General features: G+C 73.0%; 13 protein-coding genes. 5 read left to right on the top strand and 8 right to left on the bottom strand.

The window, feature by feature from the left end:
- Positions 1–97 precede the first annotated feature (97 nt).
- Complete coding sequence (locus ABD346_RS21000; protein ID WP_381225916.1) at positions 98–1174, bottom strand: GNAT family N-acetyltransferase; 1077 nt, start codon at positions 1172–1174, stop codon at positions 98–100.
- 259 nt (positions 1175–1433) lie between these two features.
- On the opposite strand from ABD346_RS21000, the gene ABD346_RS20995 reads away from it, so the two are divergent.
- Both ABD346_RS20995 and ABD346_RS20990 read left to right on the top strand, forming a co-directional pair.
- Positions 1434–1745, top strand: coding sequence for a hypothetical protein (locus tag ABD346_RS20995; RefSeq protein ID WP_344376775.1), 312 nt, complete (start codon positions 1434–1436; stop codon positions 1743–1745).
- Between the two features lie 194 nt (positions 1746–1939).
- Positions 1940–4069: an FGLLP motif-containing membrane protein gene (locus ABD346_RS20990; protein ID WP_344376773.1), complete on the top strand. Its 2130-nt coding sequence runs from the start codon at positions 1940–1942 to the stop codon at positions 4067–4069.
- A gap of 16 nt (positions 4070–4085) precedes the next feature.
- On the opposite strand, the gene hutI is transcribed toward ABD346_RS20990, so the two are convergent.
- The 4 genes from hutI to hutU form a co-directional block, all read right to left on the bottom strand.
- Positions 4086–5252 (bottom strand): imidazolonepropionase, encoded by a 1167-nt coding sequence (gene hutI, locus ABD346_RS20985; RefSeq protein ID WP_344376772.1) that lies wholly within the window; start codon positions 5250–5252, stop codon positions 4086–4088.
- Positions 5253–5775: 523 nt separating this feature from the next.
- A complete protein-coding gene (locus ABD346_RS20980; protein WP_344376771.1) occupies positions 5776–7113 on the bottom strand; it encodes a formimidoylglutamate deiminase in 1338 nt (445 codons plus the stop codon).
- A complete protein-coding gene (locus tag ABD346_RS20975; protein WP_344376841.1) occupies positions 7104–8294 on the bottom strand; it encodes an allantoate amidohydrolase in 1191 nt (396 codons plus the stop codon). The genes ABD346_RS20980 and ABD346_RS20975 overlap by 10 nt, the downstream gene beginning before the upstream one ends.
- A 242-nt stretch (positions 8295–8536) precedes the next feature.
- Positions 8537–10195 (bottom strand): urocanate hydratase, encoded by a 1659-nt coding sequence (hutU, locus tag ABD346_RS20970; protein WP_344376770.1) that lies wholly within the window; start codon positions 10193–10195, stop codon positions 8537–8539.
- 115 nt (positions 10196–10310) lie between these two features.
- Here hutU and ABD346_RS20965 point away from each other — a divergent pair, with 115 nt between their 5' ends.
- Complete coding sequence (locus ABD346_RS20965) at positions 10311–11657, top strand: type III PLP-dependent enzyme domain-containing protein (RefSeq protein ID WP_344376769.1); 1347 nt, start codon at positions 10311–10313, stop codon at positions 11655–11657.
- A 12-nt stretch (positions 11658–11669) separates the two neighbouring features.
- On the opposite strand, the gene ABD346_RS20960 is transcribed toward ABD346_RS20965, so the two are convergent.
- The 3 genes from ABD346_RS20960 to ABD346_RS20950 form a co-directional block, all read right to left on the bottom strand.
- Positions 11670–12236, bottom strand: a complete 567-nt coding sequence (locus tag ABD346_RS20960) for a hypothetical protein (protein ID WP_344376768.1) — start codon at positions 12234–12236, stop codon at positions 11670–11672.
- A 107-nt stretch (positions 12237–12343) separates the two neighbouring features.
- Positions 12344–13183: a MurR/RpiR family transcriptional regulator gene (locus ABD346_RS20955; protein WP_344376767.1), complete on the bottom strand. Its 840-nt coding sequence runs from the start codon at positions 13181–13183 to the stop codon at positions 12344–12346.
- Positions 13184–13214: 31 nt separating this feature from the next.
- A complete protein-coding gene (locus ABD346_RS20950) occupies positions 13215–14714 on the bottom strand; it encodes an aromatic amino acid ammonia-lyase (protein ID WP_344376766.1) in 1500 nt (499 codons plus the stop codon).
- Between the two features lie 141 nt (positions 14715–14855).
- Between ABD346_RS20950 and ABD346_RS20945 the strand changes: the two genes are divergently transcribed.
- Together ABD346_RS20945 and ABD346_RS20940 are read left to right on the top strand one after the other, a co-directional pair.
- Positions 14856–16301, top strand: coding sequence for a purine-cytosine permease family protein (locus ABD346_RS20945; RefSeq protein WP_344376764.1), 1446 nt, complete (start codon positions 14856–14858; stop codon positions 16299–16301).
- Positions 16288–16731 (top strand): hypothetical protein, encoded by a 444-nt coding sequence (locus tag ABD346_RS20940; RefSeq protein ID WP_344376763.1) that lies wholly within the window; start codon positions 16288–16290, stop codon positions 16729–16731. Before ABD346_RS20945 ends, ABD346_RS20940 begins: the two co-directional genes overlap by 14 nt.
- Positions 16732–17021 lie beyond the last annotated feature (290 nt).

Below are 17021 nucleotides of genomic sequence, written 5' to 3'. Positions count from 1 at the left end.
TGGGCCTCCGGGCCCTGCGACGACTGCGACGACCTGTCCGACACTGTGCTTCCCCCCGTGCTCCGGGTCTCCAGATGTGCTCAATGCCCTCGCGGGGCTACTTTCCGGCCCCGCGCAACCGCCCGGCCCGCTTGAGGCTGCGCTGCGCGAACTCGGCGAGCCTCGGCCTGTTCCGTACGAATCCGTGCGCCCGGCGGGACGGCTCGCGGCCGATCCAGTGCAGCACCGCGCCCGCGCCCGGCCGGGTGGACGCCCCCTCGTACACCGGTATCTCGCCGGTCTTCAGCGCGTCCTTGTACTCCGCGGCCCCCCGCCCGAGGTCGAGCATCCCGATCCCCTCGGCCGCGGCGGCCTCCGCCATCCGCAGATGGAGCACCAGACCCGGCGAGAACTTGGCGAACTCCGGGTCGTACGCCGGGAACCAGCAGGCCAGAACCGTGCGCGAACGCAGCCCGAAGTGGGCCGCGACCGGCCGCTCCCCCGCGTAGAGCACGGAGAGCACCCCCGAGCAGCCCGGCGCACGGGTGTGGGCGAGCTGCTGCACCAGGGTGTTGATCCAGTCCTGCGCGAACCGGTCGCGCCGCCCGGTGCGGCGGTACTGCGCGGACTTCCACTCCATGAGCCGGGCGAGCGCCGCCGGGTCCCGCTCGTCGAAGACGAACCGGACCTCCCCGGCCTGCCGGCCAAGGCGGCGCTCCTTGGCCGCGGTCGTCTTGAAGAACTTCGGCGACTGCTGCCGCAGGATCGTTTCGTACGACGCGTAACCGTCCCCCACGTCGATCACGAAGGAGGCGTACTCGGCGGCGGCGTCCGGCACGAACAGCGACTGCCCGGCCTCCAGGTTGTCGAACTCCCAGGAGGACAGACCGCAGGCCCGCATCAACTCGTCTCGTTCGAGAGCGAGTTGAGGCCGGACGATCGCCCCCTGACAGTCCGACACCCCGAACCCGATGGCGCGTCCCTGACCCACCTTCCCTTTCTCGTACGGGAAGAAGGCCGCCGGCTCGCCGCCCTCGTACACCACGGCGACCCGCGCCGAGGACCGCACTCGGCCCACCGCCAGAGTGAACTCCGGCTCCATGAAGGGATTTTCCGGCGCCTGCGACTTGGCCCGCAGCTCGCGCCAGACCTCCAGCTCCCCGGCGTTCAGATCTCCGGGCCTGGCCACCCGTATTCGACCCCGCGCGCCCTCGGCGGCGCCACTCCCGCGCAGACTGCTCAACTTTCGACCCCCCGGTCTCCCCCTGAGCCACGCTGAACCTGGACGGTACCGGTCGATTTCACCCGACGGTAGGTACCCTCCCGCAGTTTGTGACCATACGGTGAAGGTTGGTACGCCGTCGTGGTTCTGTCCCCGTCCCGGGGCGGGCGACGGGTGGGGCTGACGGGCCCGGAGGTACGGGGGTGGCGCTCGGCGTGAGGTAATGCACGGTATGAGCTACTTCATGACCGACCTGTCGGGCACCTCCGTCGAGGAGCCCGACGAGGCGATGATGCGCACGATCCTCGACGGCCTGGCCGATGCCGACGACGAGCACCCCGACGTCTCCCTGACCCACGAGAACGGCTGGTCCCTCAGCGCCTTCCCGAGCGGAGAGCTGCTCTGGCTCCTCTGGGAGAACCTGGACGAGCCCGACGCGCCGCCGCGCCAGCTGTCCGGCGTGTCCAAGGACGAGGTGCTGCGGCTCTTCGGGCTGCTCGCGGCGGGCGACACCGCGGAGATCGAGCGCCTGGCCGGTTCTTGAGGGGTGCCTGAGGGGCGCACGGCGCATATCCATCGGGCAATCGCGCTCCTGAGCGCCGCCTACGCGCCGGAACCTTCTCGCCGGGGTCGTGGCGTCCTAGGACACGTAACCGGAGGCGCAGCGGTCCGGGGAGGGCCGCGCGGACGAGGGGGGCACAGCCGATGGAGAAGAGGCTGTGGCAGCGGAGTTTATGCGTGGCGGTGGGTACGGCGGCAGTGCTGCCTGCCCTCACCGGGGTGCCGGATCCGGCGGCGCCCGAGCGCATGGTGACCACGGCGGCGACGGCCGCCGCGGTCGGCTCCGCCCCCTCCGCGTCCACGCCGGGGCCCGGCCCTTCCACGCCACTGGCCGGGCCCACATCTCCTGCGCCGACGCATGCCGCGGGGCCTTCCCCACGGCCGTCCGCGAAGCCCGTGTTCACCGTGTACCCGACGGCCAAGGAGGGCGGGCCCCTCCATGTGAACGGAAGTGGCTTCGACTGTGCGGGGAACGACGACGGGTTCGCCGGACCGATCACCCTGACCAGCGACTTCTTCCCGCCGGTCAAGGGGTGGACCGACACGTCGGGCGCCTTCACGTACAGGTACGTGGTGCCTGCGAACGCCACGCCAGGGACGTACACGGTGGTCGCGACCTGCGCGTCGCGCCCCTCGGTGAGCCGGAGCGGGAGCTTCCGGGTCCTCGCGCCCGATCCGCCACCGGTTCTGCCGTCGCCCTCGGTCTCGCTCACGCCTGGATCCGGCGCACCCCGCAGCACCGTGAATGTCCTCGGCACGTCCTTCCAGTGCGGTGCGGCGGCCACTGTCCTGTGGGACGGGACGGCCGTCGCTTCCGGGACCGCGTCGAGGGCGGACTGGAAGCTCAGGGTCTCCTTCGCCGTGCCGGCGGGGGCCGCGACGGGCCCGCACAAGGTGACCGTCACCTGTCAGGGGCTGCCCGTCGCCAGTACCGGGGGCCACACCACGCCCGGGGAGCAGCTCACGGCCTCGGCCCGGTTCACGGTGCCCGCGACGGCGGTCACCCCGCCCGTGTCGCCGTCCCCGTCATCGCCCACACCCACGCCCACACCCACACCCACGCCCACGCCCACGCCCACACCGGACGACAAGGGCTCGCAGACCCCGTCCACCGGTCACGCCAGGCCCCCCGGCCAGCACACGGACGCGACCCCGAGCCCGAGCCCGCATGCGACACCGGGCGACCCCGGCACGAAGCTCGGATCGCCGGACCCGACCTCCTCGCGCAAGACCTCGGGCGCCGTCTCTTCCCCGTCCTCCACGCCCCCGCCGAAGACCGGGGGCGGCGGATCCGGAAGCGGCCACGGTCACGGGATCGGGCTCGTCGGGAGTCTGCGTACACCCGCCGAAGTGTCGTGGGCGCTCAAGGACCTGGCCGGTTCGGCCGGGCTTGCCGTCTGGTTCCTGTTCATGGTGCTGCTCCTGGAGAAGGCGTTCCCCTCGCAGATCGCCGAAAACGCGCTGACCCGCTGGTGGCGCAGGCGGCGGCAGCACGCCGGCCCCGCCAGGATGCCCGGCTGGCTGCGGATGGGCTGCTACTCGGTCGGCGGCGGGGCGCTCGTCGTGTGGGCGGACGCCACCACGCACTGGAGCGCGGGGACCGCCGTCAAGGTCGTCGGAGCGGCGGCCGGGATGCTGCTGATCCTCGTGACGTACGAGAAGACGAAGGACTCGCTGCTGCGGCCGGGCCGGGGCGGTGTCCCGGCCGAACTCCGCGTGGTTCCGGCCGGGTTGGCGCTCGCCGTGGTGATGGCTGCGCTGTCGAGGTGGCTGGAGTCCCCCGTGCCGTACGTCTACGGGCTCGTCGCAGTGTATCTGGTACTGGGCGCCCCGCCGCGCGTCTCGGGCGGTGTGCCGAAGGGACAGGCCGTGCTGGTCGGCGGGATCTGCACACTGGCGGCCTCGCTCCTGGTGTGGACGCTGGGCGCGCCCCTGGTCGAGGCGGGGCGCGACGCCGATCCCGGGGACCTGTCGTACGTGCTCGCGTACACGGTCGGCCTGGCGGTGGTGGGCGGGGTCGAGGTGGTGGTGTTCGGGATGCTGCCGCTGTCCGGGATGGACGGGCGCGTGCTCAAGGAGTGGAACAGGCCCGCCTGGTACGCGCTGTATCTGGTCGCGCTGACCTTCTTCTTCCACGTGCTGCTGAGCCAGGTGCACCCGGGCGCGGGCGCGCACCTCCTGGTGTCGAAGGACCTGCGCTGGGTGACGGTGGGCATCGCGACCGGTCTCTTCGTGCTCGCCGGGGCTTTCTCGCTGGGGCTGCGCCGCTGGGTGGCCCGCCTGGAGCGGCGGGCCGCGGCAGCGTGAACGAACGGCCGACCGATCAGGCCCTGCGGCCCGCCCGCCAGACCTCGCTCACCAGCGGGACGCCGGGCCGGTAGGCGAGGTGGACGTGCGAGGGCGCGTCCAGGAACGCCAGGTCGGCGCGGGCGCCCGGGGTGAGGCGGCCGATGTCGGTGCGGCGCAGCGCGGCGGCGCCGCCCGCGGTGGCTGACCAGACCGCCTCGTCCGGGGTCATCCCCATGTCCCGGACGGCGAGCGCGATGCAGAACGGCATCGAGGACGTGAAGGACGACCCGGGGTTGCAGTCGGTGGACAGGGCGACGGTCGCGCCCGCGTCCAACAGCCGCCTGGCGTCCGGCCATTGGGCCCGGGTGGAGAACTCGGCGCCGGGCAGCAGGGTGGCGACGGTCGCGCTGTTGGCGAGGGCGTCGACGTCGGCGTCGGTGAGGTGGGTGCAGTGGTCGGCGGACGCGGCCTCCAGCTCGACGGCGAGCTGCACACCGGGCCCGTACGTCAGCTGGTTGGCGTGGACGCGCGCCAGCAGCCCCTTGGCCTGGCCCGCGGTCAGAATGGCACGGGCCTGATCCCCGTCGAAGGCACCCTTCTCGCAGAACACATCGACCCAACGGGCGTACGGGGCGCAGGCGTCGAGCATCTCGCCGGTGACGAGGGCGACGTATCCGGCCGGGTCGTCGGCGTATTCCGGGGCCACGATGTGCGCGCCGAGGTAGGTGACCTCGTCGGTGTGCTCGGCGGCGATGCGCAGCGCGCGGGCCTCGTCGTGGACGGTGAGCCCGTACCCGGACTTGGTCTCCAGGGTGGTGGTGCCCTGCCGCAGCGCCTCGGCGAGGTACCGGGCGACGTTGTCCCCCAGTTCCTCGTCGCTCGCTGCGCGGGTGGCGGCGACGGTGGTGCGGATGCCGCCGGCGGCGTAGGCCTGGCCGGACATGCGGGCGTTGAACTCCTGGGTGCGGTCGCCCGCGAAGACCAGGTGGGAGTGGGAGTCGACGAAGCCCGGGATCACGGCTCGGCCGTGGGCGTCGTGGGCGGTGTCGGTGGGCGGTGCGTCCTGACTGCGCCCCACCCAGGCGATGGTCTGGTCCTCGATGACGAGGGCGGCGTCCTGGATGAGGCCGAGGGGGCCGGTTTCCCTGGTGGGGTCGTTGGTGACGAGGGTGGTGATGTTGTGTACGAGGGTGCTGCTCATGGTGTCCTTTCCTTGTTCCCCACCCCGCCCCTTCCCGCTGTGACACTGTGCGGCTCCGCCGCGGGGCCTCCGGGGGTGAGTGTCTGGGCTGCGGCCCGGTGGTCGCCTCCCGGGGCTCCGCCCCGGACCTCGCTCCTCAAACTCCCCCGAGGACTTTGTAGCAGGGGGGACCCCCAGGGGCTGAGAGGCCGGTCGACCATCTGCGACCCGGTGGGGGCTGGTCGCGCAGTTCCCCGCGCCCCTGACAGGGTTGGTCTTTGCTGGGTTGCCTCCCTGGCCGGTTTCCCCTTGGCAGGGGTGTCCCTGCCGTCAGGCGATGACAGACATCAGCCCATTCCCAGCCTGTCATGGCGGTCGCCCCTGGCCCTTGAGGCCTTGGGGGAGTTCGAGGACGAGCGCCCTTCAGGCGCGAACGGGGTCCGGGGCGGAGCCCCAGGAGTCCAGCTCAGTCCGTCACACCCCCCGGAGGCCCCACGGCGCAGCCGCACAGTGTCACAGCGGGGAGGGGCGGGGTGGGGGATTCCTACGATCTCAGCGCGCCGATCGCCGCCGCCAGTTCCGACGGCACGTCGGGTATCAGGGCGTGGGACCCGTCCCGCACCACCTGACGCCCACCCACCACCACGTGACGGACGTCGGACGCGGACGCCGCGAACACCGCCGTCTCCGCGGCCAGCCGAGGAACCGGGCCCGCCGTCCGGACCGAGTCGAGGGCGATCGTGGTGAGGTCCGCGAGGGACCCCGCCTCGATGCGGCCCGCCTCGGCCCAGCCGAGGGCCGCATGCCCGTCGGCCGTGGCGGCTCGCAGCAGGGCCGCCGCCGTCCAGTGCCCCCGCGTCCGCGTACGGAGGCGCTCGTCGAGCTCCATCGCCCGCGCCTCCTCCAGGATGTCGATCACGGCATGGCTGTCGCTGCCGAGCGACAGGGGGGACCCTGCCCGCTGGAGGGCGAGCGCGGGGCCGATGCCGTCCGCGAGGTCGCGCTCGGTGGTGGGGCACATGCAGGTGCCCGTGCCGGTGGAGCCGAGCAGCGAAATGTCCCCGTCGGTGAGGTGGGTGTTGTGGACGCCCGTCGTGCGCGGGCCCAGCACCCCGTGCTCGGAGAGCAGCCGGGTGGGCGTCAGACCGTGCGCGTCGAGGCACGCGTCGTTCTCCGCCGTCTGCTCGGACAGGTGGACGTGCAGCGGGGCCCGCCGTGCCTCGGACCACTCCGCGACCGTGCCCAACTCCCGTGCGGGCACGGCCCGTACGGAGTGGATGGCCGCGCCGATGCGGGCGTGCTCGCGGTCCTTGAGGGCCGAGCAGCGTTCCGCCCAGGCCTCGGCCGTACCGTCCGAGAAGCGGAGCTGGTGCGGGTCGGGTGCGGCGCCGAAGCCGGAGGAGAGGTACGCCGTGTCCAGCAGGGTGATGCGGATGCCCGCCTCGGCGGCCGCGGCGATCAGCGCCTCGCCCATGGCGTTGGGGTCGGCGTAGGGGGTGCCGCCCGGCGCGTGGTGGACGTAGTGGAACTCGCCGACCGCGGTGATCCCGGCGAGCGCCATCTCCGCGTACACGGCGCGGGCGAGGGCGTGGTAGGTGTCCGGGGTGAGCTTGGACGCGACCTGGTACATGATCTCGCGCCAGGTCCAGAAGGTCCCGGAGCCGACCTGCACGGTGGAGCGCAGGGCGCGGTGGAAGGCGTGCGAGTGGGCGTTGGCGAGCCCGGGGACCGTGAACCCCCGCAGGACCACGGAGCCGGGCGGTGGAGCCTCGACTCCCCTGCGGACAGCGGCGATTCGGCCGTCGTCGGCGACCTCCACGACCACGCCCGGCTCGACCTCGGGGTCGAGCCAGGCATGTTCCAGCCAGTACGTCACCTGCACGCCAGGCCCTCCAGTACATCGGCGAGTGCGAGCACCCCGGCGACGCAGTCGTCCTCGCCGGCGAACTCGGCCGGGGAGTGCGAGACGCCGGTGGGGTTGCGTACGAACAGCATGGCGGTCGGGATCGAGCCGGACAGGATTCCGGCGTCGTGTCCCGCTCCGGTCCCGAGGACGGGAGTGTGGCCGCCGAGGATCTTGGCCAGCTCGTCCCGCAGGGCGTGCTCGAACTCCACGACCGGCGTGAACGACTCCCGTACGACGGTCAGGTCCACGCCGTCCCGCTCGGCGCGCTCCTCGGCGGCCTGCTCGATCGCGGCGACGACCGTGTCCAGGGTGGACTGGTCGGCAGCCCGCGAGTCCAACCAGCCGCGCACCAGGGAGGGGATCGCGTTGACCCCGTTGGGCTCGCAGGAGATCTTGCCGAACGTCGCGACGGCGCCCGCGAGTTCCGCCTCGCGGCGGGCGGCGAGGACGGTCTCGGCGTACGTCAGCATCGGGTCGCGGCGGTCGACCAGGCGGGTGGTGCCGGCGTGGTTGGCCTCGCCCGCGAAGTCGAACCGCCAGCGGCCGTGCGGCCAGATCGCGGAGGCGATGCCGACGGCGTCGCCGCTGAGGTCGAGCGCCCGGCCCTGTTCGACGTGCAGCTCCACGAACGCGCCGATGCGGGCGAGGCGTTCGGGGTCGGGGCCGATGGCGTCCGGGTCGTACCCGGCGCGCTCCATGGCCTGCGGGAGGCTGACGCCGTCCGCGTCGCGCAGGCGGTGCGCGGCGTCGACGGTGAGCTGTCCTGCGGCGAGCCGCGACCCGACGCAGGCGAGCCCGAACCGCGCGCCCTCTTCGTCACCGAAGTTGGTGATGGCCAGGGGCCTGGTGAACCGGGCCCCTCGGCGCCGTAGTTCATCGAGCGCGGCGAAGGACGAGACGACGCCGAGGGGGCCGTCGAAGGCGCCGCCGTCGGGTACGGAGTCGAGGTGCGACCCCGTGACGACGGCGTCCCCGGCCTCCGGGTCTCCGGCCCAGGCCCACTGATTGCCGTTGCGGTCGAGCTCGTAGGCGAGCCCTCGGGACTCGGCCTGCGCGCGGAACCAGTCCCGGCAGTCGGCGTCGGCGGCGGTCCAGGCGAAGCGGCGGTAGCCGTGGGTGCCGGGGTCGCGGCCGATGGGCGCGAGCTCGCGCCACATCTCGTGGAAGGACGCGGATTCCCCACCCCGCCCCTTCCCCAGACCCTCCGGGGGTGAGGAGTCCGGGTGCGACCCGGTGGCCACGGGACTCCGCCCCGGACCCCGCTCCTCAAATGCCGGAGGGGCTGAGTTTGCGGGTCGGTCGGCCGCGGACCGTACCTGGCTGGTCGCGCCGTTCCCCGCGCCCCTGGCAGGGTCGGAGGGGTCCGGGGGCAGAGCCCCCGGGGTGGGGCCCGGCGGGGTCACTCGCCCTCCCGCATCGGGATGCGGACCCCGCGTTCGTCCGCGACCCGCTCCGCGATGTCGTAACCGGCGTCGACATGCCGGATGACACCCATGCCGGGGTCGTTCGTCAGGACGCGGCGGATCTTCTCGCCCGCCAGCTTCGTGCCGTCCGCCACGGACACCTGGCCCGCGTGGATGGAGCGGCCCATGCCGACGCCGCCGCCGTGGTGGATGGACACCCAGGACGCACCGGAGGCGACGTTCACCATCGCGTTCAGGAGCGGCCAGTCGGCGATCGCGTCGGAGCCGTCCAGCATCGCCTCGGTCTCGCGGTACGGGGAGGCCACCGAGCCGCAGTCCAGGTGGTCGCGGCCGATCGCGAGGGGCGCGGCGAGGGTGCCGTCCGCGACCATGTCGTTGAACATGTCGCCCGCCTTGTCGCGCTCCCCCTGGCCGAGCCAGCAGATGCGCGCCGGGAGGCCCTGGAAGTGGACCCGCTCGCCCGCCATCTTGATCCAGCGGTGCAGGGACTCGTTCTCCGGGAACAGGTCCAGGAGCGCCTTGTCCGTCTTCGCGATGTCGGACGCCTCACCCGAAAGGGCCGCCCAGCGGAAGGGGCCCTTGCCCTCGCAGAACAGCGGGCGGATGTAGGCCGGCACGAAGCCGGGGAACGCGAACGCCCGCTCGTAGCCCGCCAGTTGGGCCTCGCCGCGGATGGAGTTGCCGTAGTCGAAGACCTCGGCGCCGGCGTCCATGAAGCCGACCATCGCCTCGACGTGCTTGGCCATCGACTCGCGGGCCCGGGTGGTGAAGCCCGCCGGGTCCTTCGCCGCGTACGACGCCATGTCGTCGAAGTCCACCCCGACGGGGAGGTAGGAGAGCGGGTCGTGGGCCGAGGTCTGGTCCGTGACGATGTCGATCGGGGCGCCCTCGGCGAGCATGCGCGGGAGCAGCTCCGCCGCGTTGCCGAGGAGGCCGATGGAGAGCGGCTTGCGGGCGTCACGGGCCTCGACGGCCAGCTGGAGGGCGTGCTCCAGGGAGTCCGCCTTCACGTCCAGGTAGCGGTGCTCGATGCGGCGCTCGATGGCGCGCGGGTCGACGTCGATACAGATCGCGACGCCGTCGTTCATCGTCACGGCGAGCGGCTGGGCGCCGCCCATGCCGCCGAGCCCGGCGGTCAGCGTGATCGTTCCGGCGAGGGTGCCGTTGAACTTCTTCGCGGCCACGGCGGCGAACGTCTCGTACGTGCCCTGGAGGATGCCCTGCGTGCCGATGTAGATCCAGGAGCCGGCCGTCATCTGGCCGTACATGGTGAGGCCGAGGGCCTCCAGGCGGCGGAACTCCTCCCAGTTGGCCCAGTCGCCGACCAGGTTGGAGTTGGCGATCAGGACGCGCGGCGCCCACTCGTGGGTCTGCATGACACCGACGGGGCGGCCGGACTGGACCAGCATCGTCTCGTCCTGCTTGAGCGTGCGCAGCGTACGCACCATGGCGTCGAAGGAGCGCCAGTCGCGGGCGGCCTTGCCGGTGCCGCCGTAGACGACGAGCTTGTCGGGGTGCTCCGCGACCTCGGGGTCGAGGTTGTTCTGGAGCATGCGCAGCGCGGCTTCCTGCTGCCATCCCAGGGCGCTCAGTTCCGTGCCGCGCGGTGCCCGTACGGGGCGGGGTCCTGACATGGCGATGCCTCCTCGTGACCTGATCCAGATATTCACATCCTGTGTCACTGAATAGAACTAGTCAATAGATGCGTACCCTCTGCGCTCGGAGCCACCCGGTGATTGGCTTGATCGCATGACTTCCCAGGCAACGTCCCGCACCGCCGGGACCGCCGCGGCGGAGCGCCGCGAACAGGCCGTGCGGGCCGCGGTGGAGCAGGGTCTGGCCGGGCCCGACGCCCCCATCGTCGCCCTCCTCGACACCACCGGCATCCGCGCGGGCGCCGCCTCCCTGCGGGCCGCCTTCGCCGCCGTCACGACCGCCCCCGTACTGCACGCCTTCGCCGTGAAGGCCTGCCCGCTCGTCCCCGTGCTGCGGCTGCTGCTCGCCGAGGGCCTGGGCGCCGAGGTGGCGAGCCCGGGCGAGCTCGCGCTGGCCAGGGCCGCCGGGATCCGCCCCGAGGCCACCGTGCTCGACTCCCCCGCCAAGACCCCGGCCGAGCTGCGCGAGGCCCTGGCCCTCGGCATCGCCGTCAACGCGGACAACCCCCAGGAACTGGCCCGCCTGGACGCGCTGATCTCCTCTGCGCCGAGCACCTCGCCCCTGGGCATCCGGGTCAACCCGCAGCTCGGCGCCGGGTCCATCGACGCGCTGTCCACGGCGACGGCCACGTCGAAGTTCGGCGTGGCCCTGCTCGACGAGGGCGCCCGGGACTGGGTCGTCCGGGCGTACGCCGAGCGCCCCTGGCTGACCCGGCTGCACACGCACTCCGGGTCGCAGGGCGTGGCGCTCTCCCTCATGGCGCGGGGCGTGCGGGCCGTCTTCGACCTCGCGGAGGAGATCAACCGGGCGGTGGGCCGCCGGCAGGTCGACACGATCGACATCGGCGGCGGCCTCCCCGTCAACTTCGGCTCCGACGAAGAGACGCCCACGTACGACGCGTACGCACGCCTCCTCAAGGAGGAGGTGCCGGGACTGTTCGACGGGCGGTACGGCCTGGTGACCGAGTTCGGCCGCTCACTGCTCGCCAAGCACGGTCTCGTCCTCGCCCGGGTCGAGTACGCGAAGAGCTCGGGCGGCCGCCCCATCGCGGTCACCCACGCGGGGGTGCAGATCGCCGCCCGCACCGTGTACGCGCCCGCCTCCTGGCCGCTGCGGATCGAGGCGTACGACGCGAAGGGGCGCCCCAAGCAGGGCCCGGCGGTCGCCCAGGACATCGCGGGGCCCGCCTGCTTCGCCGGGGACCTGCTCGCCGAGAACCGCCCGCTGCCCCTGCTCGACCAGGGCGACTACACCGGAGTCCTGGACACCGGCGCGTACTACTTCGCCCACCACTACTCCTACAACTCCCTTGCCCGGCCCGGGATCTACGGCTTCACGGCCACGGCGGACGGGGTGGAGTTCGCGACGGTGCGCAGCCCGCAGTCCATCGCGGACCTGGTCGAGGAGGCGGGCGGCGCCCACGCGGACGCCCTGCTCTGAGAGAGCTCTGCGTCAGCGGCGCCGGGCCCCGCCGGGCGCCGCGTCCCCCGCGCCGGGCCCGGTCGCCCGGAAGCCCCGCACCTTCTTGCCCACCGGCGCGCCCTTGGGCACCCAGTCCGTGCGGACCCAGACCAGCGCGTCGCCCGCACGCTCCAGGCGCCCCAGCCAGCCCGCCTTCAGCCACAGGCCCGCCCCCGCGCCGGCCATCAGCAGGCCGCCCGCGCCGGGCAGCGCGAAGGAGGAGCCCGCCGCCGCGAGGAAGCCGAGCAGCAGCCACCAGCGCCAGGCCCGCCGCCAGGTGCGTACGGTCACCGACCGGTCCTGGAGGAAGTCCGCCTTGGCGGCGCGGGACGCGGCCTTCGCGAAGTGCGTGTAGCGGCGGCGCCCGGCCAGGAACACGACGGCCGCCGAGACGATGAACAGTGCGGCGCCCGCGAGCAGCCCGATCCGGCGGCCCGTCAGGCTCACCGGGAGCACCGCTCCGAGGCCCGCGGCCAGCAGGCCGAACCACCACAGCGGGGCCGCCCCGGCCCGTACGATCACCGCCACGCGCGCCAGCGCCTGCCCTCCGCGACCCACGTCCCACCTCCGCACGCTCGAATACTGGCGCGGAGGCTAGCCGGGCAATCTGAGCGGTTCCTTAGAGGCCGGGACCCGAAGAGCTATAGAGGCCGGGACCCGAAGAGCTATTCCACGAACAGGCCCCGCGCCGCGGCCTTCGCGTCGAACTCCTCCAGGCGGGCCTGTGCGTCCGGCAGGTCGTCGCACATGGCTTCCAGGAGGACCCGGCCGAGCAGCATCGGCGCACACGCCGTGTCGAAGGCGAGGCCGGTGCCGACAGCCGCCGGGATCAGCAGGTCGCTGTACTTGGCGACCGGCGCGAACGCCGAGTCGGCGACCGTGACCACGGTGAGCCCGACGGACTGCGCGTAGGCGAGCGCCTCCACGACCTCCTTGGGGTGGCGCGGCAGCGCGAAGCACAGCAGCGCCGAGGCCCCGGCCCGCAGCGCCGCGTCGATCCGGTCGGCCAGCGTGGTGCCGCCCTCGTCGAGCAGGCGGACGTCGGGGTGGACCTTGGCCGCGAAGTAGGCGAAGCCGCGAGCCTGTGAGGAGGCCGCGCGCAGGCCGAGCACCGGCAGCGGCCGGGAGGCCGCGAGCAGCCGGCCCGCGTCTTCGACCGGGCGCGGATCGGCGAGCAGCCCGGCCAGGTGCTGGAGGTTCTCGATCTCGGCGAGGACGGCCTGCTGGTACTCGTTGTACGAGGTCTCGGCCTCCTCGCCGGTCGTGGCGGGGGCGACTTCGCGCAGGTGGCGGCGGAGTGCCGGATAGCCGTCGAAGCCGAGGGCGACCGCGAACCGGGTCACCGACGGCTGGCTGACCCCGGCGAGTTCGGCGAGTTCGACGCTGGACAGGAAGGGCACGTCGGCGGCGCGGCGCACCATGCAGTGCGCGATGCGCCGCTGGGTCGGGGTGAGCCTGCGCCCCTCGAAGAGCTGTTGCAGCCGTGCGGCAGGGCTGTCGCTCATGCCGTCCCCCTTCATGCCTTCAGGTCCTTCTTCATGCGTACAGGTCCTTGAACCGGTCGAGCAGTGCGGCCGCCCGGTCGACGTCCGCGGTCAGCGGCCGGTCGGTGACGTCCTCGTCGAGCACGGACTCGGCGAGCGCGAACGCCCGCCCGACCGGGAGTTCCGGGTCCGGGCGCAGGGCGCGCTGGCGCAACGCCCTTACCGCCGCGACGAGTTCGCACCCCACCACCAGCCGCAGCGCCCCGCCCAGCCGCAGCGCCTGGCGGGCCGCGAGCGAGGCGAAGCTGGCCTGCTCCTCGACGCCCCGAGAGAGTACAGCGTGGCCCAGCGAGGCCGGGGCGGCGAAGGCCCGCAGATCACCGAGGGCGGCGCCGGCCGCGTACTCCAGGATCATCACGCCCGACGAGGCGGGCTCGGCGTCCGCGAGGAAGGGCCTGAGGCGGGTGTAGGCGGGCTCGTTGAGGGCCGAGAGGCGCGAGGTGGACAGGCGGGCGACCTGGGTGACGGCGAGCCGGAAGTGGTCGAGCGCCAGGGCGAGTTGGGCCAGGTAGAAGCCGCCGTGGTGGTAGGCCGCCAGGTCGTCGGGCGAGATCAGCGGGTTCTCGGCGGCCGCGTTGATCTCGATCGCGAGGACCCGCTCCAGGGCGTCGGCGGCGTCGTGCGCGGGCCCGTGGATCTGGGGCAGGCAGCGGAATCCGTACGGGTCCTGGATGCGGCCGAGCGGCGGGGTCGGACGCTCGGGGGCACCGAGCAGCCGGCGCATGCGGGCGGCGGTGGCGTACGAGCCGGGGTGCGGGCGCGCCGCGTGCACGGGCTCCGCGTAGGCCTCGTAGGAGCCGTCGACGGCGAGCAGCGAGAAGGCGCCCACGATCTCGGTGGCCGCGACCAGGCGGCGCAGCTCGTCGAGGGCGAGCGCGGACTGGCCGAGGGTGAGGGCGTTGGAACTGATCAGCGCCAGCGCGTCGTTGTTGTCGAGGGGCTGCGCCTCGGGCTCGGGGCCGCCCTGCCAGGGGTGCTCCCCGGCGAGCGCGAGGCCGACCTGGGCGAGGGCGGCGATGTCGCCGGTGCCGACCGAGCCGAACGCGTTGACCACCGGCTGCGCCCCGGCCTCAAGGGCCTCGCACAGCGCGGTGACGACGGTCGGGCGCAGGCCCGCGCCGCCCGCGAGCAGCTGGTTGGCCCGCACCGCGAGCATCGCGCGGACCTCGCGGGCGGGCAGCTCCTCGCCGATCGCCCCGGCGTGGCTGCGCAGCAGGCGCAGGCCGTGGCCCGCGGCGGCCTCGGTGGGCACGGCCTCGTTGCGGTTGGCGCCGACGCCGGTGGAGCGGCCGTACACCCGCCCGGACGCGGCGAGTTCGCGCGCGGTGTGCCAGGCGTGCTCGACGCGCCGCATCGCCTCGGTGCCGGGCACGGGGCGCGCGGCTCCGTCGGCGAGCCGGACGACGTCGGCGACGGGCAGGGTCTCGCCGTCGAGCACGACGATCCCCGTCGGCGAATCCTGCGAAGCGTCCACGACGTGGGACGACAACATGCGCGAACACCACCATTTCCGGACGCGGGATCAACGGCCCGGGCGTGAGCCATTGACAAGTTATTCAGACACCCAGAACTCTGCATGACGATATACAGCCGGGCAAGCCTTCACCGCCTCCTCGTCACGAAGGAGCACCCCATGACCGCATCCCCCGAACCCCCTGGGCCTGGCGCCTCCCTCGTCGAGCGCCGCTCCATCGACGTCGTCCCGGACGACGAGCGCCACGGCAGCGCCTTCAGCCAGTTCACCCTGTGGCTCGGCGCCAACCTCCAGATCACCGCCGTCGTGACCGGCGCCCTCGCGGTGGTCTTCGGCGGCGGCGCGTTCTGGTCGCTCATCGGCCTCGTCGCCGGCAACCTGCTCGGCGGCGCCGTGATGGCCCTGCACTCGGCGCAGGGCCCGCGCCTGGGGCTGCCGCAGATGATCTCCTCGCGGGCCCAGTTCGGCGTGCGCGGGGCGGTGGTGCCGCTGCTCCTGGTGATCGTGATGTACGTCGGCTTCTTCGCCGGCGGCAGCGTGCTCGCGGGCCAGGCGACCGGCGAGCTCACCCACCTCGGCGAGACCCCCGGCATCGTCATCTTCGCCCTGGTCACCGCCGTGACGGCGACAATCGGCTACCGGGTGATCCACGCGCTGGGCCGGGTGGCGAGCGTGATCTGCGCGCTGGCCTTCGTCTACCTGGGCATACGCCTGCTCGACGGGATCGACCTGACGGCCGTCCTGCACGACCGCGCCTTCCACCTCCCGATGTTCCTGCTCGCGGTCTCCCTCTCCGCCTCCTGGCAACTGGCCTTCGGCCCGTACGTCGCGGACTACTCGCGCTATCTGCCCCGCACGACGAGCACCCGCGCCACGTTCTGGTGGACGCTGGCGGGGTCGGCGCTGGGCTCGCAGTGGTCGATGACCTTCGGCGTCCTGGTGGCGGCCACCGCGGGCGACGCCTTCCTCGCCAACCAGGTCGGGTACGTCGTCGGGCTCGGCGGCACCGGCCTGATCGCCTCGTTCCTGTACTTCACGATCGCGCTTGGCAAGCTCACCATCAACGTGCTGAACACCTACGGCGGGTTCATGTCGATGGTGACCAGCGTGAGCGGCTTCCGCGCCCAGAAGACGATCGGGCCGCGCGCCCGCGCCCTCTACATCGGCGGCATCATGCTGGCCGGCACGGCGGTGGCGCTCGCGGGCAAGGACTCGTTCCTGGCCTCGTTCAAGGACTTCCTGCTGTTCCTGCTGACCTTCTTCACCCCGTGGTCGGCGATCAACCTGGTCGACTACTACCTGATCTCCCGCGAGCGCTACGACATCCCGGCCCTCTTCGATCCCCGCGGCCGCTACGGCGCCTGGCGCTGGGACGCGCTTTCGGTGTACGCGGTCGGCGTGCTCGCCCAGCTCCCGTTCCTGGCCACGGGCTTCTACACAGGCCCGCTGGTCGAGCGGCTCGGCGGCGCCGACATCTCGTGGATCGTGGGGCTCGCCGTACCGGCGGCGCTCTTCTTCGTGCTGGCACGAGGGAGAAATACGGGGGGTACCCCCAGTGCGGACAAGGCCTCCGCTCCGTACCGTCACATGCATGGATGTCCGTGACACCGAGCCCAGGCCCAGCCTCCTGAAGGACGCCGAGCTCAAGAAGGAACTCGACGCCACCCTGCACGCCCGTAGGGACCTCGGCCCCGAGTACGAGTCCGCGCTCGTCGACTCCTTCCTGGAGAAGGTGGAGCAGCGGGTCGACGGCTCGGTGGACCGGCGGGTGCGGCGGCAGCTGGCGGAGCAGCAGATGGTCGTGGCCCGCGGCGGCCGCCCGGACCGGGGCGGCCCCGAGAGCAACTTCGGCGAGCGCTTCGGCTTCGCGATGATCTCGCTGATCCTCGCCGTACCGCTGTCCGCGATCGGCGGGGTCAACGCCGGCTTCAAGGGTCTGGTGGTGACCTGGCTCGGCATCGTCGCCGTGAACGCCGTGCATGCGGCGCACCGCTGGCCGTGGCAGCACATCCGGCGCTCCCGCGAGGACGACTGAGCCGCAACCGCCGTACGGGAGTGGCGAGTCGGGTCCCCGTCGGCCCCGGAAAGGTGATCGCGGGGACCGCCGCACCCCCGGTCGCCCGGGGGGCGGGACGACGGCGGTCCCCGCGAGGGACACGGTCCGGGTCAGGGCCGGTCTCCGCGTCCTGGGCGTACGGGGGAAAGTCCGGGAGCCGCTCCGGAGGTTCCTCGACGCCGCTGGTGTCGTCGGCCGGGGCCCCTGCCCGGGTTCCCCCGCCGACATCCACCACTGTGCACGAGCCGTGTTAAGCGGGTGCTGCGCGC

It is taken from the genome of Streptomyces mauvecolor (genome assembly GCF_039532965.1).
Taxonomy (GTDB): Bacteria; Actinomycetota; Actinomycetes; order Streptomycetales; family Streptomycetaceae; genus Streptomyces; species Streptomyces violascens.
This window is presented reverse-complemented; position numbering and strand designations above follow the sequence as displayed.

What these genes read in the sequence shown, in the direction of transcription:
- ABD346_RS20940 (WP_344376763.1), top strand. Translation starts at nt 16,288, where the DNA reads ATGGATGTCCGTGACACCGAGCCCAGGCCCAGCCTCCTGAAGGACGCC.
- hutU (WP_344376770.1), bottom strand. Translation starts at nt 10,195, where the DNA reads ATGTCAGGACCCCGCCCCGTACGGGCACCGCGCGGCACGGAACTGAGC.
- ABD346_RS20950 (WP_344376766.1), bottom strand. Translation starts at nt 14,714, where the DNA reads ATGTTGTCGTCCCACGTCGTGGACGCTTCGCAGGATTCGCCGACGGGG.
- ABD346_RS20955 (WP_344376767.1), bottom strand. Translation starts at nt 13,183, where the DNA reads ATGAGCGACAGCCCTGCCGCACGGCTGCAACAGCTCTTCGAGGGGCGC.
- hutI (WP_344376772.1), bottom strand. Translation starts at nt 5,252, where the DNA reads ATGAGCAGCACCCTCGTACACAACATCACCACCCTCGTCACCAACGAC.
- ABD346_RS20975 (WP_344376841.1), bottom strand. Translation starts at nt 8,294, where the DNA reads ATGTGGCGCGAGCTCGCGCCCATCGGCCGCGACCCCGGCACCCACGGC.
- ABD346_RS20995 (WP_344376775.1), top strand. Translation starts at nt 1,434, where the DNA reads ATGAGCTACTTCATGACCGACCTGTCGGGCACCTCCGTCGAGGAGCCC.
- ABD346_RS20945 (WP_344376764.1), top strand. Translation starts at nt 14,856, where the DNA reads ATGACCGCATCCCCCGAACCCCCTGGGCCTGGCGCCTCCCTCGTCGAG.
- ABD346_RS20965 (WP_344376769.1), top strand. Translation starts at nt 10,311, where the DNA reads ATGACTTCCCAGGCAACGTCCCGCACCGCCGGGACCGCCGCGGCGGAG.